Origin of the sequence: Brevibacterium sp. LS14, from assembly GCF_012027885.1 — a bacterium.
Taxonomy (GTDB): domain Bacteria; phylum Actinomycetota; class Actinomycetes; order Actinomycetales; family Brevibacteriaceae; genus Brevibacterium; species Brevibacterium casei.
Genome location: NZ_SJXG01000027.1, coordinates 1 through 1,611, shown reverse-complemented (window position 1 = coordinate 1,611; position 1,611 = coordinate 1). Strand labels below are relative to the sequence as shown.

The following is a 1,611-nucleotide window of genomic DNA, read 5'->3' as shown; positions in this document are numbered from 1 at the left end:
TAAATTTTTTATGGAGAGTTTGATCCTGGCTCAGGACGAACGCTGGCTGCGTGCTTAACACATGCAAGTCGAACGCTGAAGCCTGGTGCTTGCACCGGGTGGATGAGTGGCGAACGGGTGAGTAACACGTGAGTAACCTGCCCCTGACTTCGGGATAAGCCCGGGAAACTGGGTCTAATACCGGATACGACTGCCGGACGCATGTCTGGTGGTGGAAAGTTTTTTCGGTTGGGGATGGGCTCGCGGCCTATCAGTTTGTTGGTGAGGTAATGGCTCACCAAGACGACGACGGGTAGCCGGCCTGAGAGGGCGACCGGCCACACTGGGACTGAGACACGGCCCAGACTCCTACGGGAGGCAGCAGTGGGGAATATTGCACAATGGGGGAAACCCTGATGCAGCGACGCAGCGTGCGGGATGACGGCCTTCGGGTTGTAAACCGCTTTCAGCAGGGAAGAAGCGCAAGTGACGGTACCTGCAGAAGAAGTACCGGCTAACTACGTGCCAGCAGCCGCGGTAATACGTAGGGTACGAGCGTTGTCCGGAATTATTGGGCGTAAAGAGCTCGTAGGTGGTTGGTCACGTCTGCTGTGGAAACGCAACGCTTAACGTTGCGCGTGCAGTGGGTACGGGCTGACTAGAGTGCAGTAGGGGAGTCTGGAATTCCTGGTGTAGCGGTGAAATGCGCAGATATCAGGAGGAACACCGGTGGCGAAGGCGGGACTCTGGGCTGTAACTGACACTGAGGAGCGAAAGCATGGGGAGCGAACAGGATTAGATACCCTGGTAGTCCATGCCGTAAACGTTGGGCACTAGGTGTGGGGGGCATTCCACGTTCTCCGCGCCGTAGCTAACGCATTAAGTGCCCCGCCTGGGGAGTACGGTCGCAAGGCTAAAACTCAAAGGAATTGACGGGGGCCCGCACAAGCGGCGGAGCATGCGGATTAATTCGATGCAACGCGAAGAACCTTACCAAGGCTTGACATACACCGGACCGTCCTGGAAACAGGTCCTCTTCTTTGAAGCTGGTGTACAGGTGGTGCATGGTTGTCGTCAGCTCGTGTCGTGAGATGTTGGGTTAAGTCCCGCAACGAGCGCAACCCTCGTTCTATGTTGCCAGCACGTGATGGTGGGAACTCATAGGAGACTGCCGGGGTCAACTCGGAGGAAGGTGGGGATGACGTCAAATCATCATGCCCTTTATGTCTTGGGCTTCACGCATGCTACAATGGCTGGTACAGAGAGAGGCGAACCCGTGAGGGCAAGCGAATCCCTTAAAGCCAGTCTCAGTTCGGATCGTAGTCTGCAATTCGACTACGTGAAGTCGGAGTCGCTAGTAATCGCAGATCAGCAACGCTGCGGTGAATACGTTCCCGGGCCTTGTACACACCGCCCGTCAAGTCACGAAAGTCGGTAACACCCGAAGCCGGTGGCCTAACCGTAAGGAGGGGGCCGTCTAAGGTGGGACTGGTGATTGGGACTAAGTCGTAACAAGGTAGCCGTACCGGAAGGTGCGGCTGGATCACCTCCTTTCTAAGGAGCACACCAGTATGGTGCCCACCAACAGAACCCATGTGTGGTTCGGGTGGGTTGCTCAAGGGTGGAACATCA

Annotated in this window: 1 rRNA gene; it reads left to right on the top strand. The window is 56.4% G+C overall.

Features of this window, described 5'->3' with window-relative positions:
- Positions 1–7: 7 nt before the first annotated feature.
- Positions 8–1,533 (top strand): 16S ribosomal RNA (locus tag EZE58_RS02175).
- Positions 1,534–1,611 lie beyond the last annotated feature (78 nt).